Origin of the sequence: Brevundimonas fluminis (genome assembly GCF_003934285.1) — a bacterium.
Taxonomy (GTDB): Bacteria; Pseudomonadota; Alphaproteobacteria; order Caulobacterales; family Caulobacteraceae; genus Brevundimonas; species Brevundimonas fluminis.
The window spans coordinates 86,902-109,612 of the sequence record NZ_RQWJ01000003.1 but is presented as its reverse complement, the minus strand read 5'-3'; the positions used below and the strand labels follow the sequence as shown (position 1 = coordinate 109,612).

The following is a 22,711-nucleotide window of genomic DNA, read 5'->3' as shown; positions in this document are numbered from 1 at the left end:
CGTGGACCCCATCTCCGCCCGCCTGCGCCTGCGCCATCCGCAGCGGATCGACCTGTCGCTGGATCGCATGGCGGCGCTGTGCCGGGCGCTGGGCGATCCGCAGGAGCGGCTGCCGCCCGTGGTCCACGTGGCCGGCACCAACGGCAAGGGCTCGACCGTCGCCTTCGTGCGCGCCATGGCCGAGGCGGCGGGTCTGCGCGTCCACGCCTACACCTCGCCGCATCTGGTGCGGTTCAATGAGCGCATCCGGCTGGCCGGCGCCCTGATCGACGACGCGGTCCTCAACGACATCCTTGACCGCATCGATGCGACGGAGCTGGAGGCGACGGTGTTCGAAAGCACCACCGCCGCCGCCTTCCTGGCCATGGCAGAGACCCCGGCCGATCTGGCCGTCATCGAGGTCGGGCTGGGCGGCCGGCTGGACGCCACCAACGTCATTTCGCGCCCGCTGATCACGGCCGTCGCTCCGGTCGATCTGGACCACGCCGAGTTCCTGGGGACCGACCTCGCGGGCGTGGCGGGCGAGAAGGCCGGCATCTTCAAGCCCGGCGCCCCCGCCATCCTCGGCCGCCAGTCGGAAGTCGCCCATGCGGCCCTCGTCGCCCGCGCCGAAGCGGTCGGCGCGCCCGTCACCGCCATGGGGACCGACTTCGACGCCTGGGCCGAGCGGGGCGGCATGGTGGTGCACACCGCCGAGCGGCTTCTGGACCTGCCCGCCCCCCGCCTGCCGGGCCCGCACCAGATCGACAACGCCGGACTGGCGGCCGCCGTCGCGCTGGAGCTGGGGCTGCCCGACGACGCGATCGCGCGCGGGATCGAGGCCGCGACCTGGCCCGCGCGCATGCAGCGGCTGACCGCCGGTCCCTACGGCCGCGCGGCGACGGCGGCGGGCGCCGAGCTGTGGCTGGACGGCGGGCACAATCCGCATGCGGGCCGGGCGCTGGCGGCGCTTCTGGCCGAGCGTCAGGCGCGCGATCCGCGCCCCACCGCCCTGATCGTCGGCATGCTCGCCAACAAGGACCACGCCGGTTTCTTCGCGGCCCTGCGCGGTTCGGCCGCCCAGGTCTTCACCGTCGCCTTCGACGGCGCCTGCGCCCCGCCGGAAGCGCTGGCGGCGGTGGCGACCGGCCACGGCCTGGGCGCCATGGCCGTCGGTCAGGTCGACGCCGCGCTCGACCGCGCCCTGTCGCTGGGGGCCGGCCGCGTGGTCATCTGCGGTTCGCTGTATCTGGCCGGCGAGGTGCTCGGAGCGGCGGAGGAGACGTGGCCGGCCTGAAGGGTCAGCCCGCCGTCACGCCCGCTTCGGCCAGCCATTCGACCAGCTTGCCCTTCGGCATGGGGCCGACCTTCATCGAGGTCATTTCGCCGTCGCGGAACAGCATCAGGGTCGGGATGCCCTTCACGCCCAGCCTGGACGGGGTCATGGGGCTGTCGTCGATGTTGACCTTGGCCACCGTCACGGCGCCGGCCATCTCGTCGGCGATCTGCTCCAGCGCCGGGCCGATCTGCTTGCAGGGGCCGCACCACTCCGCCCAGAAATCCACCAGCACGGGGGTGGAGGACTTCAGCACGTCGGTCTCGAAGCTGTCGTCGGTGACCTTGACGGTGGGCATGGGCGCATCCTGAAACGGGGAGAAACTCGGTCGGCCATGATGTGGGGCGAATCGGGCCGCGTTCAATCCTTCGCCAGCAGCGCGTCGGGGATCGGCATCAGCCGCGGCCCGTCGGTCCAGACCAGGGCGGCCTCGACCCGCCGCCCCGGCCACACCGTTCTCAGCGCCGCGACGTACAGCGCCATCTGCGTCAGATAGGCGGGGTCGGCGTCCTCGATGCGGTCCGGGGCCGGCCGATTGGTCTTGAAGTCCACCACCAGCACGCGGTCCGGCGTGATCGCCAGACGGTCGATGCGGCCCGACACCGTCAGCCCGCCGACCTTGCCCGCCACGGCCACCTCGGCGCGCGACCCGGGGCCGAACACCTCGGCGAAGACGTCGTCGTCCAGCACGCCGAGCGCCGCGCCGACCATCTCGTCCATCCGCGCCTGATCCAGATCCGGCTCGCGCGCCAGCATCCGCCGCGCCGTCGCCTCGCGCCGCAGGGGCTCCACGTCCGGCAGCCGCTCCAGCAGGCGGTGGATCAGGTCGCCGCGCCGGAACCGTCCCAGAGGCGCCCCCGGCCCCGCGGCCGTGGCCAGCGGAGAGGGCGCCGGCAGGCGGATCGACCCCTCCAGCCGCGACGGCGACGACGGCCGCGCCAGCACGTCGGCCGGCGGCGCGCGCCTCGCCCAGTCCGGCACGGCCGGCGACGCCGGCCCGGCCGCCTTCGCCGCGCCGAGCGTCTGCGGGTCGAAGCCGAAGCGCCGGATCTTCATGTCCCGCGGGCCTTCCAGATCGCGCACGCCGTCCAGCCGGTCGAACGTCTCCGCGATCACCTCGCGCCAGCTGCCGGCCGCCGGCGTCCGGCCCGCCGCGACGCGGCCCATCACCACCAGCCGGTCGCGGGCCCGCGTCAGGGCGACGTACAGCAGACGCAGGGTCTCCGCCTGGGTCCGCGCGTCCCGCGCCGCGCGCGCCTCCATGGCCGCCGGACAGTCCTCGACCTTCGACGAGGCGCACAGGATGCGTCCCTCGCTTCCGTCCGCCAGCGTGAACGGCAGCAGCGGCGCCCCGCGCCCCGCGCCCGGCACGCCTGTGGTGTCCGGCAGGACCACCACCGGCGCCTCCAGCCCCTTGGCCCCGTGCACCGTCATGACCCGCACCTGTCCGTGCGCGCCCTCCAGCTCGCGCTTCACCTCGACCTCGGCGGTCTCCATCCGCGCCAGCGCCGTCTCCAGATCGACCGCGCCGCGCCCCTCGCCCGCCAGCACCAGGTTCAGCGTCTCGTCGATCGCCTCCGCCGCCTCGGCGCCGAGCCGGTTCAGGATCCGCACCCGGCCGGTGAGCCCGTGTCCGTCCACCCGGTTCAGCAGGCCGGAGAAGAAGCCGAACGCGTCCCTGTCCGCCATGTCCCGCGTCGCCGACAGCAGGTCCAGCGCATGCGCCCACTCGGCCCGCTCGCCCGCCCGCGCCGTCAGACGGGCCCACAGCCCCGGACGCTTCGCCTCGGCCCCCGCGAGATCGAACAGCGACGCCTCCGACACGTCGCAGAAGGGCCCGCGCAGAATCTCCGCCACGGTCAGGTCGTCGTGCGGGAACAGGGCGAACCGGGCCAGAGCCCGCAGGTCGTGGAACGCCACGTGTTCCGACAGCTTCAGCCGGTCGGCCCCCGCCACCGGCACGCCCGCCGCCTTCAGCCCGCGCAGGATCTCCTCGAACGTCGCGTCGCGCCGGCGCACCAGCACGAGGAAGTCGCCGTACCCGCACGGCCGCAGCTCGCCGTCCCTTCCGTAAACCGCCACGCCCGCCTCGACCTGCCGACGGATGTCGGCGGCCAGATCGCGCGCCAGCAGCTTGCGGGCGTTCTCGCGCGGGGCGGCGTCCAGCGGCGCGTCCCAGGCTCCCTGATCCGGCGCCGGCCCTTCCTCATGGAGGTCCCACAGGTCGACCGCGCCGCGGTGCTCCGACCGCGCCGCCAGATGTTCCAGCTCGACGCTGAAGTCCCCCGCCCCCATCAGCGCCTCCAGCCGCGTCGGCGAGCCCGGCAGGTTGAAGACCCGGTCCACGAAGCCCAGCACTTCGGGCGTCGACCGGAACGAGGTGTGCAGTTCCACCGGCTCGAACGGCAGACCGGCCTCCTGCGCCAGCCTCTGGTACCGCTGGTTCTCCTGCCGGAGCCGCTCGGGCCGGGCCCCCTGGAAGGAATAGATCGACTGCTTCTCGTCGCCGACGGCGAACACCGTGCGCGGCCCGTCGCCCCGGGCCGTCCCGGCGCCGGCGAAGAAGCCCTCGGTCAGCGCCTGCAGGATCTCCCACTGCTCCGGGGCCGTGTCCTGGGCCTCGTCGATCAGCACATGGTCGATGCCCCCGTCCAGCTTGAACAGCACCCAGGCCGCGTCGGCCTTCACCGTCAGCAGCCGAACCGCCGAGGCGATCAGGTCGGCGAAGTCCAGCGCGCCCGACGCCCTCTTGGCCGCCTCGTAGAAGGCCGCGTGCACGCCGGCCAGCGCCAGCACGTGCTCGGTCTCCTCCGCCGTGCGGATCTTCCGGGCGTCCTCCACGGCCTGCCAGTAGGCGACGTCCAGCGCCTCCATTTCGGCCTTCGCGGCCGGCGGGCACTTGCCCGTCACGATCGACGCCCGCCGCTTGCCCGACGTCAGGAAGACCCCCGCCAGGCCCTCGAAGGTCCAGGGGGCGGCCCTCATGCGGTCGGCGCACTTGCCGTCGTTCGCGCTCCCCTGCGCCACCTCATCCGCCAGCGCCAGCCAGCGCGCCCGGTCCATCCGCCGCATGAAGCCGTCATGGTGCTCCGCCAGCGTCGCCGCCGGCGCGCCGAAGGCGGCGCGCGGCCCGTCGGCCTCGCCCCGTCCGATCCGGTCCAGCCACGCCGTCAGCACTTCCCGGTCGCCCTCGATCCGGCCCAGCAGGCCCTGGAACGCCTCCCAGTCCAGCGTCACGGCGAAATGCGCATAGGCGCGTCCGACCCGCCCGTCGGCGTCGGCCAGCGCATGCCGGGCGAGCTCGTCGCGCGCCGCCTTCGACAGCTCCGCCGCCGCCACGTCGTCCAGGACCTCGAACCCCGGGTCGACGCCCGCCTCGATCGGGAAGCGCCGCAGCAACTGCTCGCAGAAGGCGTGCAGCGTCTGGATCTTCAGCCCGCCCGGCGTCTCAAGCGCCCGTGCGAACAGCGTCCGCGCCCGGCGCGTCGACACCCGCAGTCCCGCCTCGTCGACGCCCTGCAGAGCGGCCAGTTCGGCGCGCAGTTCGGCGTCGGCCATGATGGCCCAGCGCCCCAGCCGGTCGTACAGCCGGCTCTGCATCTCGGCGGCCGCCGCCTTGGTGTAGGTGACGCACAGCACCTCGGCCGGCTTCGTCCCCGTGAGCAGCAGGCGCGCCGTGCGATCCACCAGCGTCGAGGTCTTTCCCGAGCCGGCGTTCGCCACCACGAAGACGCTGGCGGTGGGGTCCGCGGCGCGGCGCTGGGCGGGATCGGGCTGCGGGCGGCTCATGCCTCCTCCCCCTCGCCGCCGCCGGCCACGTGCCACTCCCAGACGCGCGCCAGATGGTCGTAGTTGCCGCCGAAATTGCCCATGAACTGCGGTGCGACCCAGCTGACGTACGGCGTCTCCGGATCGTCGAACCTCTCGACCCGCGCCTTCAGCCCGGCCAGCGCCGCCTGCGACAGGGCCACCGCCTCCGCGCCCGCCGCCCGCACGCAGACCTCGTCGGCCCGGTCCCGGCCGGTGACGCGGACATAGGTCAGCTCCTCCGGGTCGACCGCCGGCGCGTCCGCGAATCCCGCCTCGGCCAGAATGGCGCCGGTCAGCGTCAGCTGCGGGCTGAACCCGGCCTCGATCTGCTTCTTCGACGGGATGCCGCCGGTCTTGAAGTCCATGACCGCCGCTCCGGTCGCCGACACCTCGATGCGGTCGGCCTTCGCCGTCACCGTGAAGGGACCGAACGGCGCGGCGAATGTATGCCGCACCGTCTGCTCGACGCGGACCTCGATCCCCCTCGCGCGCCGGTCGGCCTCCAGCCGGGCCAGGGTCCGCGCGCAGTTCCGCGCCAGCGGCCCCTCTCGCGCCATCGCCGCCTCGTCGAATCCGGCCGAAGTCAGCTCCTCGACGAGCAGGTCGTGCAGGATCGCCTCGCAGTCCTCCGGCAGAACCTCCGGCCAGGCCAGCACCAGCCGCTCCAGCGCCTTGTGAACCGCCGTCCCCCGCGCCAGCGCCTCGGCCGACCGCCCCGGCCGCTCCAGCTCGCGCAGGCCCAGCACATAACGGGCATAGACGGCGTAGGGATCGCGCACCCAGCGCTCGACGGCCGTGACCGGCAGTTCGCGCGGACGGCGCTCCACCGGCGGCGCGTATCGGGCGCGGCTCGCGGGCGTGAACGCCAACGGCGCGTCCAGCGCCCGGGCCAGCGCCGCAGTCGCCGCATCGGCCCGCAACGTCACCGTCCAGTCGCCATGCGTCGCCCCCCGCGCCAGCATGCGCAGCCGCCACAGCCAGCGGCTGGGAACGGCCGGCTGTCCCCCCTTGCGTTCGCGCTCGACCAGAACGACGTCCGGCGCCGCGGCGGCCTGGATGAAGTCCTGCGCGGTCTGCCCCAGCCGTTTCTCCGGCGGCGGCAGGCCGACGGCCGCGCGCATCGGCCGCGACAGCAGAGGATCGGTCGGCGCCGCGCCCGGCCAGGTCCCTTCCTCCAGCCCTGCCAGGATCACCCGGTCGGCCCGCACCAGCCGCGCCTCGACCGCGCCCAAGATGCGCAACGACGGATGGGTCGCGTCGCCCGACCGCACCGTCTCCTCCCCCGCCAGATCGGTCAGCAGCCGCGCGAACGCCTTCGGCTCCACCTCGCCCAGCGGCGCGCCGTGCTCGATCAGCCCGGCCAGCAGCGCCGCCGCCGCCTCGCCGTCGTTGCCGGCCCAGGCGTCCAGCCCGGCGACGGCCTCCACGAAGCCGGTCAGAGCCCGCGTCGCCTCGTCCAGCCGCGCGCTCGGCGCGAAAACCGCCCGCGCCGCGCCGGTCAGGGTCTCGATCCGGTCCAGCAGAAGTTCCGCCGCCCGCACCCGCGCGACCGTCGTCTCCGACGCCTCGCGCCCGTCGTCGCGCGGCGATCGCGCCTTCAGCAGGGCCGCACGCGCCCTCGCGAAGTCCCGCAGTCGCGGCCCGCGCAGGGCGTGCGCCTCCAGCCCCCGCCGCGCCGTGACGAAATCCACGTCTCCCAGGTCGATCCGCACGCCCGGGTGCTTCAGCAGCCCAAGCAGCGCCTGCGGATCCAGCGGCTCGGCCAGCACCCGCGCGGCCAGCGACAGCAGCCGCCCCGCCGGCGTGCGCGGAAGCGGCGCGCCCGACGAGACGTCGGCGATCACACCCCAGCGTCGCAGCCGCGCCGACACGCGTCGGGACAGGTCCAGATCCGGGGTGACGAGGGCGCAGGTGCGGCCCGACGTCTCCAGCGTCTCGCGCATCATCAGGGCGATCGCGGCCGCGGCGTCCTCCTCGTTGCGCGCGGTGACGACCGACAGACCCTCCAGCCCCAGGGCCACCGGGTCCGCGCCCGACTCGCCGGACCAGTCCTCGCGCAGCTGGGCGATGGCGTCGCGCCAGTCGCCGGTCGTGTCGGCGGGACGCAGGGCCTCGGACAACACTCGCCCCCGCGCCCGGCCGCTCCGGTCGGCCGCGGGTTCGATCTCCGGCCGGAACCAGGGCCGGACGTCCCCGCGCGCCACCCCCGCCGCCGTCAGGAGCCGGCCCAGCGCGTGCTGCGGATGCTGCGCGTCCTCCGTGGCCGCGTCCCACACCGCCGCAGCCATCTCGCGATCCAGCCCCGGCAGGACCACGGCCCCGCGCGGCGCCGCCGCCACGGCCTTCAGCACCGCCGCAGCCGCCGGCGCCGTGCCGGTCGAGCCGGCGGCCAGAACCGGCCGCCCGGGCGGGCTTTCCGTCCAGCGTTGGGCCAGCAGGCGCAGCAGATTCGACCGCCGCCACGCCGGGTCCACCATCCCGAGTTCAGCCAGCCGCGCCGGCCAACGCTCGGTCGCCAGCCGGAGGAATTTCGCGCTTTCCTGCCAGTGCCGGGCCAGGTCGCCGGACACCATCTCGTCCAGCTTCGACAGGTCCTCGACCTCCTCGATCTGGCAGGAGTCCAGAAACTTGCCCAGCGCGTCGGCCAGACCCAGCGCCCCCACCGGCGTCAGGCCGGGCCGCAGGTCTTCCTCGACGATCAGCCGCGCCAGCTCGAACCGCCGTGCGCGCGCGTCGATGGCCGGCGGCAGGTCCAGGCCGACGTCGCCGGGCGAGAACGGCGGCTCGTCCTCCTCCAGGTCGCCCAGCGGCCGCACTTCGGGCAGCAGCACCGCCCGGTCTCCCGCCCTTCGCGCCAGCGCCTCCGAGAACGCCCGCGCCGCCCGCCGGTTGGGCAGCAGCACCACCGCGTCCGACAGGGCTTCCGGGTCCCGCTCGCCCAGCCACGCCAGCACCCCGTCGGCCAGATCCTCCAGAAACGGTCGGTGCGCGTCGATGGAGAACCAGCGGGGAGCCGGGCCGGAGAAGGGGTCGAATTGGCTCATGCCTTGAGCCGCGCCTCCGCCTCGTCGCGGGCCTGCGGGTCGCCTACGTGCATCCAGTCGCCGTCCAGCACGCAGCCGAACAGCCGCCCCTCCGCCGCCGACTTCCGCCACAGGGGGCTCAGCGAGAAGGGTCCGTCCGGCCCCTGATCGGCATAGCCGGGCCGCGTGACGTGCACGCCCATGTAGGCATAGGGCGCGGACGTCGCCTCGCCGCGGAACGTCAGCCGGCCGTCGTCGGCGAGGAAGAAGTCGCCGTCCCCCTCGAACCCGATCGAGCCCTCGCGCCGCGCCAGCAACAGGGCCGCGTCCATGCGGTCGGGATCCCAGAGGCGGACCAGGTCGCCCAGCGCGTCGCCCCGATCGATCCAGACGCTGTCGATGTTGGTCACGAACACCGGGTCGTCGCCCAGCAGCGACCGCGCCTTCTTCAGCCCGCCGCCCGTCTCCAGCAGTTCGGCGCGCTCGTCGGAGATCACGATTTCGGGCCCGCGCCCGCGCGCCCTCAGGCGCCCCTCCAGCCGGTCGGCGAACCAGTGGACGTTGACCACCGCCCGCTCCACGCCCGCCTCTGCCAGCCGATCAAGGACGTGGTCGATCAGCGCCCGTCCGCCGACCTCGACCAGCGCCTTGGGCCGGTCGTCCGTCAGCGGCCGCATCCGGGTGCCCAGCCCCGCGGCCAGCACCATGGCGGTCTTCGGGGCGGTCACAGCCGCGCCTCCACGGGCACGTGCCGGGCGAACCAGGAGGAGACCTTCTCAAGCCCCGGCTTCTGCAGGTTGCGATCCAGATGCGCCCACACGCGGGGCATGAACTGCGCGTAGCGCGGCTTGCCGTCGCGCGTGATCAGCCGCGCGAAGACGCCGAGGATGCGCGCCTCGTTCAGCGCCGCCAGCGCGGCGTAGTCGGCGCGGTATTCCTCGCGCGGGACCAGCGCCACGTCGCAGTAGTGGTCGAAGCAGACGGCCTCCAGCTCCGGCGGCACGTCCCGCCGCGCGTCCTGCAGCAGGGAGTGCAGATCCCACACGGGATGCGCCAGCACGGCGTCCTGGAAATCGATCAGACCGACGCGCCGGTGGTGCGTCCGCTCCGGCAGCCAGATCAGGTTCTCGGCGTGATAGTCGCGGTGGGCGATGGTCCAGGCCTTGGCCTCGCCCATGGCCGCGACCGGGGCCCAGGCCTCCGCCCATTCGTCCAGCGCCGCCCGCCCGAAGTCGACCTGCGGACGGAACTTCGGCCACCACTCCACGAACAGGTCGGCCCCGCCCTGCAGCGCCGTGGCGTCATAGGTCTGCAGCGGCCAGTCCCCGCCCGGCCCCTGCATCACCGGCGGCTGCAGCGCCGCCATGTGGATCCGCGCCACCGCGTCCACCGCCGCCAGATACAGCGGCGCCTGCGGCTCGCCGTCTTCGATCACCCTGGCGAAAAGGTCGTCGCCGAAGTCCTCGATCACCGCCAGACCGTTCGGGGCGTCCACCGCGATCACCTCCGGCGTCGACAGGCCGGCGTGGCGCAGGTGCTCGGCCACGGCGGTGAAGGCCTCGATGCGGCCGGCCGACAGGCGCGCCGTCGCGTTCCAGCCGGCCGCCTTCCGCTGCTCCGGCGTCCACGACGGGTCGCAGGGCGGACTCTCCGCCGAGGGCGCCTGATCCATCAGCATGAGGGTCTGCCCCGACGCGGTGGTCAGCCGCTCGTACCGGCGCGTCGAGGCGTCGCCGGGCAGCGGCGCGCGCGTCGCCCCTGACAAACCGGCGGATTTCAGGAAGTCGAGCCGCAGGGCTTCACGATCGGACATGGATCTCCTTCATCGCCTCTTCCCACCGCCCTGCGCCGGAAACGGTCGCAACGCGTCCTGCGCCGTCTTCCGCCAGCCGGATCGTCAGCCGGTCGGGCCCAAGCCAGGCGTCCGGATCCTCTCCGAGACGTTGCGGCCATTCGATGAGGGCCGCGCCCAAGTCCAGCGCCTCGTCCAGCCCGATCTCGGCGGCCTCGGACTCGCGTTCCAGCCGGTACAGGTCGAAGTGCGCGACGGGCGGCGCGGTCTCGTAGAATTGCACGATCGTGAAGGTGGGGCTGGGCACGTCCACGTCCTCGCCCGCCAGCGCCCGGATCAGGCCGCGGGCCAGCGTCGACTTCCCCATGCCCAGCGGGCCGTCCAGCAGCACGGCGTCCCCGGCGCGCACCAGCGGCGCGATCGCCCGCCCCAGCGCCGTCGTCGCCGCCTCGTCCGCCAGCCGGATCCTCATGCGAAGTCGGCGTCCGGCTGGGTCGGCAGCACCCGCTCGACGAAGGCCTTCAGCGCATAGGTCGCCTTGCCGGCGTCGACGTCCAGCCGCTCCGGCGGGATCGGCTTGCCGACCATCAGCCGGAACGGCTTCTTCCGCTTGTTCAGCAGTTCGTGGAACAGGGTCACGTCCCGCAGCTCGGCCGAGAAGCGGTTGAAGAAGTGGAACAGCCGGCTGTACGGCCCCGACACGTGGATGGGCACGATCGGCGCCCGGTACTTCCGCGCCAGCGACGCCGCGGTGGGCGCCCACTCGGGATCGGTCAGGGCCCCGTCCTCCATCCGCGCCAGCCGCCCGGCGGGGAACAGCACCACGCACCGCTCTGCCTCGAAGGCGGCCCGCGCCGCCTCCAGCGTCGCCCGCGTCTTCTCCCGCGTCCGCTTCTCGACCACCCACTCCACCGGGATCACCGTCTCGGCCAGCCGCGGGCAGACCCTGAGGGCGTCGGCGTTGGCGAAGAAGATGGCGTCGGGCCGCCGCTCGCGGACGGCGTCGAACACCGCCACCCCGTCGGCGATGCCGGTCGGGTGGTTGGCCACGACGACGCAGCGCCCCTGCGTCGGCAGGCGGTCGAGGTTCAGCGCCGAGACCTTCAGGTCCAGAAGGTCCGACACCTGCTCCAGGGCGATTCGGCCCGGGCTGTCGGCGACCATGTCGGCCATGCGCCGCGCCTGCCGATAGCCCAGCAGCCGGTACAGTCCCGGCCGCACCAGCGGCCACGTCCACGACCCCGTCAGCCGCGGCGCGCGCTCGGCGATCAGGACGTCGACGACATGGGGCGAGGCGTTCGGCATCGGCCCGGTTGTCGCCGCTCCCGCGCGGCCGGGCAAGCGGCTTCGACGGCCGGGGCTGACCCCGTCGAGCGCGCCGTGCTACGCCTCCCCCGACAGCCATCGGAGTATGCCCATGCGCAGCGCGCTTCTGTTCTCCGCCGCCCTCGCGGCCCTTGCGCTCGGGGCCGTCGCCCCCGCCGTCGCGCAGGAGATCGACCGCTTCACCTACGACGACCTGATCATGGTCAACCGCCTGTCGGATCCGCAGGTCTCGCCCGACGGCGCGACGGTGATCTATTCGGTCCGCGCCACCGACCTGCCGAACAACCGCGGCGTCTCCAGCCTGTACGCCCAGTCGGTGTCGGGCGAGGGCGAGCCGCGCCGACTCGCCATCTCCGACGGCGGGGCCAACACCGCGCGCTGGGCGTCGGACGGCAAGCTGTACTTCCTTTCCGGCCGCTCGGGCTCCAGCCAGGTCTGGGTCTCGGCCGATCAGGGCGCCACCGCCGCGCAGGTCACCGACCTGCCCGTCGACGTCCAGACCTACCGCCTCAGCCCCGCCGGGGACCGCGTCGCCGTGGCCCTGGCCGTCCACCCCGGCTGCGCCGACCTGGCCTGCTCGGTGGCGAAGACCGAGGCCGAAGCGGCCTCGAAGTCGACCGGCAGGGTCTACGACCGCGTCTTCGTACGCCATTGGGACACCTGGAACGACGGCACGCAGAACCACGTCTTCGTGGCTCCGATCGGCGCCGACGGTCGGGCCGGGGAGGCCGTCTGGGTCACGAAGGGCTTCGACGGCGACACCCCGTCCAAGCCCTTCGGCGACGAGGGCGACTTCACCTTCACGCCCGACGGCCGGGGCGTCGTCTTCTCCGCCCGCGCGGCCGGCAAGACCGAGCCGTGGAGCACCAATTTCGACCTTTGGCGCACCGACCTGTCGGGCTCCGGCACCTTCACCAACCTGACCGACGCCAACGACGCCTGGGACGCCGGCCCGGTCTTCTCGCCGGACGGCAGGACGCTGGCGTATCGCGCCATGGCCCGCCCGGGCTTCGAGGCCGACCGTTACGTCGTCACCCTCATGGACGTGGCCACGGGCCGGACGCGCCAGATCGCCACGGACTGGGACCGCTCGGCCGACAGCCTGCAGTGGTCGCCGGACGGGCGCACGATCTACGTCACCGCCGGCGACGTGGGCCAGACGCGTCTGTTCGGCATCGACGTGCGCTCCGGCGACGTCGTGCCCATGACCGGCCCCGGCCACGTCGGCGCCTTCGACCTGACGCCGACCGGCTTCGTCTTCTCGCGCGACGCGCTCGATTCCCCGGCGGAGCTCTGGTTCAAGACGTACCGCGGCCGCGAAATGCCGCGCCAGATCACCCGCGTGAACCCGCAACTGGCCGGCGAGACCTTCGGCGAGGCCGAACAGTTCACCTTCCCCGGCTGGAACGGCGAGACGGTCCACGGCTACGTCATCAAGCCCGCCGGTCTGGCCCCGGGCGAGAAGGCCCCGGTCGCCTTCCTGATCCACGGAGGGCCGCAGGGCTCGTTCGGCAACGCCTGGTCCTATCGCTGGAACCCCCAGAGCTACGCCGGCGCCGGCTATGCCGTGGTCATGATCGATTTCCACGGCTCCACCGGCTACGGCCAGGCCTTCACCGACTCGATCTCCGGCCACTGGGGCGACCGCCCGCTGGAGGACTTGCAGAAGGGCTGGGCCCACGCCCTGTCGACCTACGACTTCCTGGACGGCGACCGCGCCTGCGCGCTTGGCGCGTCCTACGGCGGCTACATGGTCAACTGGATCGCCGGGAACTGGAAAGAGCCGTGGAAGTGCCTGGTCAACCACGACGGCATCTTCGACACCTTCGGCATGGGCTACGCCACCGAGGAGCTGTGGTTCACCGAGTGGGAGAACGGCGGAACGCCCTATGACGTCCCGGAGAACTATCAGAAGTTCAACCCGGCCAACCACGTCCAGAACTGGTCCACGCCGATGCTGGTGATCCAGGGCGACCTGGACTTCCGCGTGCCCACCACCCAGGCCCTGTCGACCTTCAACGCCCTCCAGCGCCGCGGCGTCGAAAGCCGCCTGCTGGTCTTCCCGGACGAGAACCACTGGGTGCTGAAGTCGGCCAACAGCCTGCAATGGCACCAGACGGTCTTCGGCTGGCTGGACCAGCACCTCAAGGCCGAGTGACCGGGCACGAGAAAGGGGCGGAGCCCGCGGCTCCGCCCCTGTTTCATCCGGTCCGGGGATCAGCGCGCGGCGCGGACCCGCGCCTCGTTGACGCGCACCAGTTCGGCGTATTCGCGCTCGCTCATGCAGCGCGGGGCCTCCCAGCCCTTGTCGGCCTCCAGCACCTGACGCGCGGTCATGAAGACCGGCCGCTCGCCATAGGTCCGCTCATAGCTGCGCGCGGTCATCTGGTCCTGACCGCAGATCATGACGGCCTTGGTCAGGGGATCGGACGTCAGCGCCAGCGCGGGGCTCGAGGCCGCCACGAGGGTCGCGGCCAGGACAAGGGACGAGGTGAATTTCCGGATCATGAGCACGCCTCCACAGCTCGAAAAAGGTCAGGGTTCGGAGGGAAGAATGCGCCGATCTGCGTCGATGTAAAGCTTTTACGACAACTATTCCGCAGCCGACTCAAATGACGTGGAAATTTCATGGAGTGAGGGACGCGGCCGGGCCGTTGGTGGTCCCGTATCTCCCCGCCATGACCCGTCGCGCCGTCCTCGCTTCCGCCCTCGCCTCGCTCGCCGCCGCCTGCTCGCCGCTGGCGGCGCTGAACGCGCTCGGCCCGCGCGACCGCGGCGCCGGCCGGATCGCCCGAGACCTGGCCTACGGCGACGACCCGCGGCAGAGGTTCGATCTCTACGCCCCGCACGATCGGCCGCGGCCGTTGGCGACGATCGTCTTCTTCTACGGCGGGGGCTGGGACTCCGGCTCCCGCGCCCACTACGGCTGGGCGGCGCAGGCGCTGGCGGCGCAGGGCTTCCTCGTCGCCCTGCCCGATTATCGCGTCGTGCCCCAGGTTCACTTCCCCGCCTTCGTCGAGGACGCGGCCGCCGCCACTGCGGCCGTGAGCCGCATCGCGGCCGATCACGCCGGAGACCCCGCGCGTCTGGGCGTCGCGGGCCACTCCGCCGGCGCACATCTGGCGCTCATGATCACGCTCGACCGCCGCTACATGGCCGCCGTCGACCGTCCCGACCTGATCCGCGCCGCCGCGGGCCTGGCCGGTCCCTACGAATTCCTGCCCTTCGACGTGGCGGCCTCGGTCAACGCCTTCGGCCGCGCGCCCGACCCGACGCTGACCCAGCCCGTCACCTTCGCCCGCGCCGACGCCCCGCCCGTCTGGCTGGGCCACGGCACGGACGACGTCGTGGTCCATGCCGAGGACACCGAGATCCTGCGCGATCGCCTGCGTGCCGTCGGCGCTCCGGTCGAGGCCGAACTCTACGAGGGTTTGAATCACGCCGACCTGATCGCGACCTTCTCGCCGATGTTCCGCAAGAAGGCGCCCGTGCTGGCGGACGTCACGAGCTTCTTCAGGCGCACCCTGCGTTGACGCCCTCAAGCAGCGAGCCGCCGCGCGGCGAGCGGTAGGGCACAAGGGAGCCCCGTCTCGCCAAGGTCACGTTCCTCCGTTAAGGGAGGCCATGACAGAACAGATGAACGCATCGGCGGCGCTGGACCGCCTTGAAACCCTCTACGCACGATCCGTCGCCAACCTGCGCGCGGCGGTGAAGACCTTCCTCGACACCGGCGAACGCGCCGACGCAGAGGCCCGCGCGAACGGACTGTTCGCCTACCCCCGCCTCAAGGTGACCTGGTTCGGCGAGCGGCCGGCCAATCTGGAAGCCCGCGCCTACGGCCGCATGTCGCGCCCCGGCGTCTACTCCACCACCGTCACCCGCCCCGACCTGTTCCGGCCCTATCTGACCGAGCAGCTCTCGCTTCTGGCCCGCGACTACGGCGCGACCTTCGAGGTCGAGCCGTCGGATCAGGAAATCCCCTTCCCCTATGTGCTGGACGGGTCCGACGTGGTGCTGGACCGGACCCAGACGGCCGCCATCGCCCGCTGGTTCCCGACCACCGACCTGGCCCACATCGGCGACGAGATCTCCGACGGCCTGTTCGCCCCGGGCGAGGACTTCCCGCTGGCCCAGTTCGACGGCCTGCGAACCGACTTCTCGCTGGCCCGCCTGCGCCACTACACCGGGACGCCGGTGGAGGCGGTCCAGTCCTGGGTCCTGTTCACCAACTACAACCGCTACGTCGACGAGTTCGTGCGCTGGGCCATGGCCCAGCTGCGCGACCCGGACAGCCCCTATCAGAGCCTCGTCTGCGCCGGCGGCGTGGTCATCGACCGGGACACGCCCGATCCCGAGGCCGCCGTCATGGACGCGGCCTGGAAGAAGCACCAGATGCCGGCCTATCACCTGACGGCGCCGGGACATGAGGGCATCACCCTGGTCAACATCGGCGTCGGCCCGTCCAACGCCAAGACGATCTGCGACCACCTGGCCGTCACGCGCCCGCACGTCTGGATGATGATCGGCCATTGCGGCGGCCTGCGACCCAGCCAGACCATCGGCGACTTCGTCCTGGCCCACGCCTATCTGCGCGACGACCACGTGCTGGACGCCGTCCTGCCCCCCGACATTCCGATCCCGTCGATCGCCGAGGTCCAGCGCGCCCTCTACGACGCCACCAAGGTCGTCTCCGGCATGCCGGGCGAAGAGGTGAAGCGCCGCCTGCGCACCGGCACCGTGGTCACCACCGACGACCGGAACTGGGAGCTGCGCTACACGAAGTCGGCGCTGCGCTTCAACCAGAGCCGCGCCGTCGCCATCGACATGGAAAGCGCCACCATCGCCGCCCAGGGCTATCGCTTCCGCGTGCCTTACGGGACGCTTCTTTGCGTGTCGGACAAGCCCCTGCACGGCGAGATCAAGCTGCCCGGCCAGGCCAACCGCTTCTACGAAGGCTCGATCTCCGAACACCTGCAGATCGGCATCCACGCCGTCGACCTGCTGCGTCAGGAGGGCCAGCGCCTGCACAGCCGCAAGCTTCGCGCCTTCGACGAGCCGCCCTTCCGGTGAAGTTCAGACCCTGAGCGGGCCGTGGCCGCGGAAGGCGCGGCCGGGCTCGCCCAGTTCGCTCCAGCCCGCCGAGGTCAGCCGCGCGCCGGTCTTGCCTGCGGGTTCGGCCAGCCCCAGCACCATCAGCCGGCGGATGCCCCCGGCGGTGGGGGTGCGCTCCGGGTCGGCGAGGTCGAGCAGGGCCTCGAGGCGTTCGGTAGGGGTCATTCTGCGGCTATAGCCCATCCGGGCGCCGTGGCGCGCCGTTTCTGCGGTCAGGCTTTGCGGAACAGGTACAGTCCGAACCCCAGCCACGGCCGGCCGAAGTCGAACATGGACTTCACCCGGTCGGCCGAGGCCCCGACCATGCGGCGTTCCTCGGCATACGGATTGGCGGCGATCCAGTCGCGCGCGGCGGCGTCCATGGCGGCCAGATAGCGGTTCCAGGTCTCGTCGGACGACGCCCCGGCCGACACCACCTCGTAGCCCGCCTCGCGCGCGGCGGCCTGCCAGCCGTCGTGGGTGGCGTACAGGTTGGTCAGTTCCATCACCTGGCGCAGCGGCGCCGGCGGCTCGTCCTTCCAGAACAGGTCGCCCCAGATCACCCAGCCGCCGTCCCGCAGGTGCGGTTTCAGCCCCTCCAGCATGGCGCGCGGCTCGCGCACGCCCTCGCCCGTCGGCTCGGTCGCGCCGATGACGCAGATCAGGTCCAGCCCCCGCAGGTCGGCCAGCACCGTGTCCGACCGCAGCCGGTGCAGCGTCACCCGGTCGCTCACGCCCGCCGCGTCGATCCGCGCCTGCGCCAGCGCCGCCATGCCCCAGTCCAGCTCCACCGCGTCCACCGTCATGCCGAAGTCGCGCGCCAGCAGCACGGACACCTCGCCGTTGCCCGCCCCGATCTCCAGCGCCCGCGCGCCTTCGCCCAGCCCGGTCCGCGCTGTGCAAGCGGCCAGATCCGCCCGCTCCAGCGCGTTGCAGACCTCCAGCGCCGCATAGGCGATCTGGTGGAAGTTGCGCCTCACCCCCGCGGTCCGAACGGCACGATCCTGTTGTTCCGGTCGTGCCCGATGTCGGCAGTGCCCAGATACGGAATGCCCGACCGCTCGCACCAGTAGCGGGCGATCTCCTCGGCCGTCAGGCCGAAGTCCGGATCGTTCGGGACCACCGCCGAGACCCGTCCCATGCGGATGCCCGCCACCCTGCGGATGCTCGCCTGCCCCGTGACGTGGAACATCATCCGGTCGATCCGGTACATCGGCTCGGACACGTCCTCCAGCATCAGCACGTGGCCGGTCAGATCCGGCTCCAGCGCCGTGCCGACCAGCGCGTCGAGGATCGACAGGTTGAAGGCCACGGCCGGGCGCGGATCCTCATGCAGGCTGGGCTCCCAGCCCTCCGCGTCGCCCGACTTCAGCCAGTTCAGCGCCCGGATGGCCGTCGGGTCGTTCCTCACCGCGTCCGACGCCATCGGCCCGTGCGCGACCCGCCCGATGCCGTGTTTGTACAGGATCGCCAGCAGGCTGCCGGCGTCGGAATAGCCCAGATACCGCTTCTTCTTCGCCGCCGGGCCCAGCCGGGGCAGCACCGCCTCGGCGATCCGGCACGCGCCGTAGCCCCCGCGCGCGAACCAGACCGCGTCCAGCCGCGGATCGTTGGCGAACTCCACGAAGGCCTCGGCCCGGCTGCGGTCGTCGCCCCCGAAATGGCCGTGCTTGCCGAAAGTGGCGGGGTGGAAGACCACCTGCACGGACCGGTCGGGCAGATGCTCGGCGAACCAGGCCTGGATCGCCTCGGCCCGGTCCGGGTCGAAGCGCGAGCTGGCGTTGACGATGCCGATCTTCATCTGTGGTCCGCGCTCTTCGGCATGCTAGGTCAGGCCGTCCTCGACCCTCCCCGGTTTCGCCCTCATGAATCAAGCCTCCTACTTCTTCTGCGGCATCGGCGGGTCCGGCATGCTGCCGCTGGCGCTGATCGTCGCCGCCTCGGGCGCGCGCGTGGAGGGCTCCGACCGCAGCCGGGACCAGGGCCGCACCCCGGAGAAGTTCGCCTGGCTTGAAGGCAGGGGCTTCGCCCTGCACCCGCAGGACGGCTCCGGCGTGACGTCTCCGGACCAGATCGTCGTGGCGTCGGGCGCCATCGAGGACACCGTGCCCGACGTGGCCGCCGCCCGCCGCGTCGGCGCGACGCTGCTGACCCGGCCCGAGTTGCTGTCGCGCCTGTTCAACGCGGCCGACACCTCCGTCGGCGTGGCCGGCACCTCGGGGAAGTCGACCGTCACCGGCATGATCGCGCGCATCCTCGCCGACGCCGGCCGCGACCCCACCGTCATGAACGGCGCGGTGATGAAGGACGTCTCGGACCCCTCCAACCCCTTCGCCAGCGCCCGCGTCGGCTCGCCCGACCTGTTCGTCGCCGAGGTGGACGAGAGCGACGGCTCCATCGCCCGCTACGACGCCACGGTCGCGGTGGTGAACAACGTGGCCCTGGACCACAAGTCGCTGGAGGAGCTGCACGGCCTGTTCGGCGGCTTCGCCGGGCGCGCGGGGCGCTTGGTGATCAACCTCGACAATCCGGGCACGGCGGCGCTGGCGGCCGGGTTTCCCGACGCCGTCACCTTCTCCCTGACCGATCCGTCCGCCGTCCTGTTCGCCGACGCCCTGGAGCCGCGGCCCCACGGCGCCGCCTTCCGCCTGACGGCGCGCGGGCGGACCCCGGTCGACGTGACCCTGAAGACCCCGGGCGCCCATAACGTCGCCAATGCGCTGGCCGCCGTCGGCGCCGCCATGGCGCTGGGCGTCGACCCCGCCGACGCGGCCGAGGCCCTGTCGCGATTCTCGGGCATCCGGCGTCGGCTGGAGGTCGTCGGCACGGCGGGCGGCGTCACCGTCATCGACGACTTCGCCCACAACCCCGACAAGATCGCCGCCACGCTGAAGACCCTGCGCGACTTCCCCGGCCGCCTGCTGGTCTTCTTCCAGCCGCACGGCCACGGCCCGCTGAAGCTGATGGGCGCCGAACTGGCCGCCGCCTTCGATCAGGGCCTGGCCCCTGACGACGTCGTCATGATGCCGCAGCCCGTCTACTACGGCGGAACCACGGACCGCAGCGTGGGTTCGGAGGTCGTGATCGGGCCCCTCGCCTCCTCCGGCCGAACGGCCGAGGTCGTCGCCTCGCGCGAGGCCGCCGCGGACCGCCTGCTGGGCCTCGCCCGCGCCGGCGACCGCATCGTCGTCATGGGCGCGCGCGACGACACGCTGACTGAGTTCGCCGAGAGCCTGCTGGGCCGCCTGGCCTGATGTTTCAGGATCCGCCGGTCACCGTCGTCGACGAGGTCGTGGTCACCGCCCCGCGCCTGCCGCCGGCCGCCGGCGACGCCGCCTTCTCCATCACCCGCATCGGCGAGGAGGCGCTGGACGGCGAGGCCCGGCTGGACGAGGCCCTCGGCGCCGTTCCCGCCGTCGGCCTGTTCCGACGCAACACCAGCCTGACCGCCAATCCGACGACCCAGGGCCTGTCCCTGCGCGCCGTGGCGCCCACCGGCGCCGGCCGGGCCCTGGTGACGCTGGACGGCGTGCCGCTGAACGACCCCTTCGGCGGCTGGGTGATCTGGAGCCGCCAGCCGGTCGAGGGCCTGTCCGGCCTCGACGTCGTCCGCTCGGGCGGCACGGGTCCGTGGGGCGCCGGCGCCCTGACCGGCGCGGTCATCCTGCGCGAGCGCGACGAAGGCGGTGCGCTCACCGCCGCGATCGGACAGCGCGGCTCGGCCCGCGTCGCGGCCTCCGGCGCGGGCGACCTCGGTCCCCTGCGCTGGGTCGCCACGGCGGGGCATGAGCGCACCGAAGGTCACGTCCCCGTCCGCGCGCCCGACCGCGGCGCCGCCGACCGGCCGCTGGACCTCGACGCCCTCTCCGGTTCCCTGCGCTTCGACCTGCCCGCCGGGTCCGTCCTGATCTCCGCCAGGGCCTCGGCCTTCCGCGAGGCGCGCGGCTCGGGTCTCGAAGGCGCCCGCGCCACGACCGAGGGCACGGCCCTGTCCCTGACCGCCGCCCGCGCGCCGACGACAGGGGCGTCCGGCTGGCGCGTGCAGCTGTGGCGCGGCACGTCCGATCTCCAGAACTCATCGGCCGCCGTGGCCGCCGACCGGTCTTCGACCACCCCCGCCGCCGAGCAGTTCGCCACCCCGGCCGAGGCCTGGGGCCTCAACGCCGCCTGGCGCGTCCGGCGCGGCGGCCTCGAGGGCGAGCTGGGCCTCGACGCGCGCACGGCCGAGGGCGAGACCAACGAGCGCTTCCGTTTCATGGGCGGCCAGTTCACCCGCACTCGCGAAGCCGGCGGCGAAACCTCGGTGGTCGGCGCCTATGCCGAAGGATCATGGACCGCCGGCCCCTGGCTGGTCGCGGGCGGCCTGCGCCTCGACCTCTGGGAGGCGACCGGCGGCTTCAGGCGCGAGGCCGACGCCCTGACCGGCGCGCCGACGCTCGACAGCCCCTCGCCCGACCGTTCCGGCGACGTCGTCTCGGCCCGCCTCGGCGTCCGCCGTCAGATCGCGCCCGGCTGGTCGGCCCGCGCTGCCGCTTACACCGCCTTCCGTCCGGCCACGCTGAACGAGCTGCACCGCCCCTTCCGCGTCGGCAACGACATCACCGAGGCCAACGCGGCGCTGGAGCCCGAGCGCCTGTCCGGCGTCGAGTTTGGCCTGGCGCGCGAGACCGCCCGGCTGGACCTGCGCGCCACCGCCTTCGCCGTCCGGGTCGAGGACGCCATCGTAAACGTGACCGTCGGCGCCGGTCCCGGCACCTTCCCGGTCGCGGGTTTCGTCCCGGCCGGAGGGGTCCTGCGCCAGCGCCGCAACGCGGGCACCATCGACGCCATGGGTCTGGAGCTCGACGCCGCCTGGCGTCCGGCGGACGGCCTGACCCTTCGCGCGGCACTGTCGGCCACCGACGCCCGCGTGGACGGCGGCGCCGCCGAGCCCCGGCTGACCGGCCTGCGCCCGGCCCAGGCGCCGATCTGGTCCGCCACCGCCGCCGCCGACTGGAGCTTCGCCCCCGACTGGACCCTGTCCGTCGACGCCCGATGGGAGAGCCGCCGCTTCGACGACGATCTGAACTCCCGCATCCTCGAACCCGCACTGACGCTGGACGCCCGCGTCGAACGCGCCTTCGGTCCGACTGCGGTCTGGATCGAGGCCCTGAACCTGACCGACGCCGATCTGGAAACCGCCGAGACCGGCACGGGCGTCGCCTCCTACGCCCCGCCCCGCACTCTGTGGGTCGGCGTGTCGCGCCGCTGGTGAGGCTTGCCGCCCGGCCGTCGGACGGGCATTCGGGAGCCGTGAACGAACTCGACCCCTTCGCCCCGACCCCCGACGCCCCCGCGGACGCCCGGCCCCCGCGCATCCTGATCCCCCGCGTGACCAGCGCGCCGGTTCCGCCGCCCCAGGGGCCGATGTACGACCTCGCCGACCAGGCCTTCGGCGCCGGCTGGCGGGCGCAGGTCGTCGTGCCCTCGACCGTGGCCCCGCCCGACCTGTTGGAGGCCTGCAAGGACGAACTGGCGAAGATGGAGGCGGTGTTCAGCCGTTGGTCCCCGGCCAGCGAGATCAGCCGCTTCAACGCCGCCCCGGCCGGGACGTGGGAACTGTCGGAGACCCTGTGGGACGCCCTGATGGCCGGACTGGATCTCGGCGACGACACCGCGGGCGCCTTCGACCCGACGATCGGCGCCCTGTCCGACCTGTGGGGCTTCGGCCCCGGCGGTCGCCGCCCTGTCCTGACCCCCACGCCCACGGACGCGGAGATCGCGGCGGCGGTCGAGGTCTCGGGCTGGACGAAGCTGCGTCTGAACCGCGCCGCCCGCGCCGCGGTCCAGCCCGGCGGCATGAAGCTGGACCTGTCCGGCCTCGCCAAGGGTCTGGCGCTTGAGCGCCTGTCGCGCCGCCTGACGGGCATGGGCGCGACCTCTCACGTGATCGACTTCGACGGCGACGTGAAGGCGCGCGGCATCCGCCCCGACGGGCGTCCGTGGTCCGTCGCCCTGCCGCCCTTTCCGGGCCCGGCGACCCGCCCGCTGGTCGTCGCCTGCCACGATCTGGCGGTCTCGACCGCCACGGTCTTCCGGAAGGGCTTCCGCCACGGTGGGCGGGTGATCTCCCACCTGATCGACGGCCGCTCCGGACGCGCCATCGACGTCGACACGGTTGGCGTCACCGTGCTCCATCCGAACGCCACCCGCGCCGACGCCCTGTCGACCGCCCTGATGGTCATGGGCCGTTACGAGGGCTTCGAATGGGCCGAGGCCATGAAGGTCGCCGCCGTCTTCACCAACGACGATCCCCGCGGCCGCACAGTCAAGCTGACCGCCGCGGCCGAGGCGATGGCGGGCGAAGGCTGATCG

Annotated in this window: 18 protein-coding genes; 7 read left to right on the top strand and 11 right to left on the bottom strand. The window is 73.1% G+C overall.

Translation table 11 applies throughout. From position 1 onward, the window contains the following. The first annotated feature begins 1 nt into the window (after nucleotide 1). A complete protein-coding gene (locus EFJ44_RS05350) occupies nucleotides 2-1,276 on the top strand; it encodes a bifunctional folylpolyglutamate synthase/dihydrofolate synthase (RefSeq protein ID WP_125256180.1) in 1,275 nt (424 codons plus the stop codon). A gap of 4 nt (nucleotides 1,277-1,280) precedes the next feature. Here the strand turns inward: EFJ44_RS05350 and trxA are convergent, their stop codons facing one another. The 7 genes from trxA to EFJ44_RS05315 all read right to left on the bottom strand — a co-directional run bounded on the left by trxA (nucleotide 1,281) and on the right by EFJ44_RS05315 (nucleotide 11,245). Next, nucleotides 1,281-1,613 carry a thioredoxin gene (trxA, locus tag EFJ44_RS05345; protein ID WP_125256179.1) on the bottom strand — a complete coding sequence of 111 codons (333 nt, stop codon included), beginning with the start codon at nucleotides 1,611-1,613 and terminating at the stop codon, nucleotides 1,281-1,283. Between the two features lie 62 nt (nucleotides 1,614-1,675). Beyond that, a complete protein-coding gene (gene addA / locus EFJ44_RS05340; protein ID WP_125256178.1) occupies nucleotides 1,676-5,104 on the bottom strand; it encodes a double-strand break repair helicase AddA in 3,429 nt (1,142 codons plus the stop codon). Then, complete coding sequence (addB, locus tag EFJ44_RS05335; protein WP_125256177.1) at nucleotides 5,101-8,169, bottom strand: double-strand break repair protein AddB; 3,069 nt, start codon at nucleotides 8,167-8,169, stop codon at nucleotides 5,101-5,103. The genes addA and addB overlap by 4 nt, the downstream gene beginning before the upstream one ends. Next, a complete protein-coding gene (gene murU / locus EFJ44_RS05330) occupies nucleotides 8,166-8,855 on the bottom strand; it encodes an N-acetylmuramate alpha-1-phosphate uridylyltransferase MurU (RefSeq protein WP_125256803.1) in 690 nt (229 codons plus the stop codon). Before murU ends, addB begins: the two co-directional genes overlap by 4 nt. 17 nt (nucleotides 8,856-8,872) lie before the next feature. Continuing rightward, complete coding sequence (gene amgK, locus EFJ44_RS05325) at nucleotides 8,873-9,961, bottom strand: N-acetylmuramate/N-acetylglucosamine kinase AmgK (protein ID WP_125256176.1); 1,089 nt, start codon at nucleotides 9,959-9,961, stop codon at nucleotides 8,873-8,875. Next, a complete protein-coding gene (gene tsaE / locus EFJ44_RS05320) occupies nucleotides 9,948-10,412 on the bottom strand; it encodes a tRNA (adenosine(37)-N6)-threonylcarbamoyltransferase complex ATPase subunit type 1 TsaE (protein ID WP_125256175.1) in 465 nt (154 codons plus the stop codon). The genes amgK and tsaE overlap by 14 nt, the downstream gene beginning before the upstream one ends. Next, entirely contained in the window at nucleotides 10,409-11,245 is an 837-nt protein-coding gene (locus tag EFJ44_RS05315; RefSeq protein ID WP_125256174.1) for a GNAT family N-acetyltransferase, read from the bottom strand. The genes tsaE and EFJ44_RS05315 overlap by 4 nt, the downstream gene beginning before the upstream one ends. A 112-nt stretch (nucleotides 11,246-11,357) precedes the next feature. On the opposite strand from EFJ44_RS05315, the gene EFJ44_RS05310 reads away from it, so the two are divergent. After that, complete coding sequence (locus tag EFJ44_RS05310; RefSeq protein ID WP_125256173.1) at nucleotides 11,358-13,424, top strand: S9 family peptidase; 2,067 nt, start codon at nucleotides 11,358-11,360, stop codon at nucleotides 13,422-13,424. A 59-nt stretch (nucleotides 13,425-13,483) separates the two neighbouring features. Here EFJ44_RS05310 and EFJ44_RS05305 read toward each other — a convergent pair whose 3' ends face one another. Beyond that, nucleotides 13,484-13,774 carry a hypothetical protein gene (locus tag EFJ44_RS05305; protein ID WP_125256172.1) on the bottom strand — a complete coding sequence of 97 codons (291 nt, stop codon included), beginning with the start codon at nucleotides 13,772-13,774 and terminating at the stop codon, nucleotides 13,484-13,486. 170 nt (nucleotides 13,775-13,944) lie between these two features. Between EFJ44_RS05305 and EFJ44_RS05300 the strand changes: the two genes are divergently transcribed. Continuing rightward, a complete protein-coding gene (locus EFJ44_RS05300; protein ID WP_125256171.1) occupies nucleotides 13,945-14,799 on the top strand; it encodes an alpha/beta hydrolase in 855 nt (284 codons plus the stop codon). A gap of 91 nt (nucleotides 14,800-14,890) precedes the next feature. Continuing rightward, nucleotides 14,891-16,336: an AMP nucleosidase gene (locus tag EFJ44_RS05295; RefSeq protein ID WP_125256170.1), complete on the top strand. Its 1,446-nt coding sequence runs from the start codon at nucleotides 14,891-14,893 to the stop codon at nucleotides 16,334-16,336. Nucleotides 16,337-16,339: 3 nt separating this feature from the next. Here EFJ44_RS05295 and EFJ44_RS05290 read toward each other — a convergent pair whose 3' ends face one another. The 3 genes from EFJ44_RS05290 to EFJ44_RS05280 are packed head-to-tail and all read right to left on the bottom strand — an operon-like array spanning nucleotide 16,340 to nucleotide 18,158. Then, complete coding sequence (locus EFJ44_RS05290) at nucleotides 16,340-16,543, bottom strand: hypothetical protein (protein WP_125256169.1); 204 nt, start codon at nucleotides 16,541-16,543, stop codon at nucleotides 16,340-16,342. 47 nt (nucleotides 16,544-16,590) lie between these two features. Continuing rightward, nucleotides 16,591-17,337 carry an SAM-dependent methyltransferase gene (locus EFJ44_RS05285; RefSeq protein ID WP_164511861.1) on the bottom strand — a complete coding sequence of 249 codons (747 nt, stop codon included), beginning with the start codon at nucleotides 17,335-17,337 and terminating at the stop codon, nucleotides 16,591-16,593. Continuing rightward, complete coding sequence (locus EFJ44_RS05280; RefSeq protein ID WP_125256167.1) at nucleotides 17,334-18,158, bottom strand: LD-carboxypeptidase; 825 nt, start codon at nucleotides 18,156-18,158, stop codon at nucleotides 17,334-17,336. Before EFJ44_RS05280 ends, EFJ44_RS05285 begins: the two co-directional genes overlap by 4 nt. Nucleotides 18,159-18,222: 64 nt before the next feature. Here EFJ44_RS05280 and EFJ44_RS05275 point away from each other — a divergent pair, with 64 nt between their 5' ends. From EFJ44_RS05275 to EFJ44_RS05265, 3 genes are read left to right on the top strand one after another with little or no spacing between them, the layout of a single operon-like run. Continuing rightward, nucleotides 18,223-19,611, top strand: a complete 1,389-nt coding sequence (locus EFJ44_RS05275; RefSeq protein WP_125256166.1) for a glutamate ligase domain-containing protein — start codon at nucleotides 18,223-18,225, stop codon at nucleotides 19,609-19,611. Continuing rightward, nucleotides 19,611-21,611, top strand: a complete 2,001-nt coding sequence (locus tag EFJ44_RS05270) for a TonB-dependent receptor (protein ID WP_125256165.1) — start codon at nucleotides 19,611-19,613, stop codon at nucleotides 21,609-21,611. Before EFJ44_RS05275 ends, EFJ44_RS05270 begins: the two co-directional genes overlap by 1 nt. A gap of 38 nt (nucleotides 21,612-21,649) precedes the next feature. Further along, on the top strand, nucleotides 21,650-22,708 hold the full coding sequence (locus EFJ44_RS05265; RefSeq protein WP_125256164.1) for an FAD:protein FMN transferase: 1,059 nt from the start codon (nucleotides 21,650-21,652) through the stop codon (nucleotides 22,706-22,708). The last annotated feature ends 3 nt before the right edge of the window (nucleotides 22,709-22,711 follow it).

Bases quoted from the DNA above. Each gene is read 5' to 3' on its own strand.
- EFJ44_RS05280 (WP_125256167.1), bottom strand. From the start codon at position 18,158: ATGAAGATCGGCATCGTCAACGCCAGCTCGCGCTTCGACCCGGACCGG.
- EFJ44_RS05290 (WP_125256169.1), bottom strand. From the start codon at position 16,543: ATGACCCCTACCGAACGCCTCGAGGCCCTGCTCGACCTCGCCGACCCG.
- amgK (WP_125256176.1), bottom strand. From the start codon at position 9,961: ATGTCCGATCGTGAAGCCCTGCGGCTCGACTTCCTGAAATCCGCCGGT.
- EFJ44_RS05275 (WP_125256166.1), top strand. From the start codon at position 18,223: ATGAATCAAGCCTCCTACTTCTTCTGCGGCATCGGCGGGTCCGGCATG.
- EFJ44_RS05305 (WP_125256172.1), bottom strand. From the start codon at position 13,774: ATGATCCGGAAATTCACCTCGTCCCTTGTCCTGGCCGCGACCCTCGTG.
- tsaE (WP_125256175.1), bottom strand. From the start codon at position 10,412: ATGAGGATCCGGCTGGCGGACGAGGCGGCGACGACGGCGCTGGGGCGG.
- EFJ44_RS05270 (WP_125256165.1), top strand. From the start codon at position 19,611: ATGTTTCAGGATCCGCCGGTCACCGTCGTCGACGAGGTCGTGGTCACC.
- trxA (WP_125256179.1), bottom strand. From the start codon at position 1,613: ATGCCCACCGTCAAGGTCACCGACGACAGCTTCGAGACCGACGTGCTG.
- EFJ44_RS05300 (WP_125256171.1), top strand. From the start codon at position 13,945: ATGACCCGTCGCGCCGTCCTCGCTTCCGCCCTCGCCTCGCTCGCCGCC.
- EFJ44_RS05295 (WP_125256170.1), top strand. From the start codon at position 14,891: ATGACAGAACAGATGAACGCATCGGCGGCGCTGGACCGCCTTGAAACC.
- EFJ44_RS05315 (WP_125256174.1), bottom strand. From the start codon at position 11,245: ATGCCGAACGCCTCGCCCCATGTCGTCGACGTCCTGATCGCCGAGCGC.
- addA (WP_125256178.1), bottom strand. From the start codon at position 5,104: ATGAGCCGCCCGCAGCCCGATCCCGCCCAGCGCCGCGCCGCGGACCCC.
- murU (WP_125256803.1), bottom strand. From the start codon at position 8,855: ATGGTGCTGGCCGCGGGGCTGGGCACCCGGATGCGGCCGCTGACGGAC.
- addB (WP_125256177.1), bottom strand. From the start codon at position 8,169: ATGAGCCAATTCGACCCCTTCTCCGGCCCGGCTCCCCGCTGGTTCTCC.
- EFJ44_RS05310 (WP_125256173.1), top strand. From the start codon at position 11,358: ATGCGCAGCGCGCTTCTGTTCTCCGCCGCCCTCGCGGCCCTTGCGCTC.